The 518-nt window shown below is 37.8% G+C and carries 2 tRNA genes; both read left to right on the forward strand.

The features are described 5' to 3' along the window. The first annotated feature begins 228 nt into the window (after positions 1-228). Positions 229-302: transfer RNA gene (locus MVI27_RS11825), tRNA-Ile, on the forward strand. A gap of 102 nt (positions 303-404) precedes the next feature. After that, a tRNA-Ala gene (locus MVI27_RS11830) sits at positions 405-481 on the forward strand. Positions 482-518 lie beyond the last annotated feature (37 nt).

Genomic DNA, 518 nt, shown 5'->3' on the forward strand with positions numbered 1-518 from the left:
TTAGAGACTTTTAGTCAAGAAACATTTTATTAATCCTTTGGCTTTATAATAAAGGATGCTTTAGTTTTTACTTTTTGGTTATTATTTTAACTTATACCCACTAGAAATTAGTAGAAGGGAGAGGAGATTTTAGAACATCAGAGGTTAGAATTTAGACAAACAGCGCTCAGACTTCAGGTCTTAAGCGTCTATTATCTAAAAGTCTATCATCTGAGCGTCTAAAAATGAAGTCTCGTAGCTCAGCTGGTTAGAGCGCTACACTGATAATGTAGAGGTCGGCAGTTCGAGCCTGCCCGAGACTACTAATTGAAGGGATTATAGATTTTAGATTACAGATTTTAGATTAACGCCAGGTGCTTACATAATTTAAAATTTAGAATTTAGAATTTAAAATCTCCGCTAGAGGGGAATTAGCTCAGCTGGCTAGAGCGCCTGCCTTGCACGCAGGAGGTCATCGGTTCGACTCCGATATTCTCCACCACTCATTGTACCCAAGTACTATGTACGAAGTATAATGA

The organism is Chryseobacterium salipaludis (assembly GCF_022968825.1).
In the GTDB taxonomy this organism is placed as follows: domain Bacteria; phylum Bacteroidota; class Bacteroidia; order Flavobacteriales; family Weeksellaceae; genus Kaistella; species Kaistella salipaludis.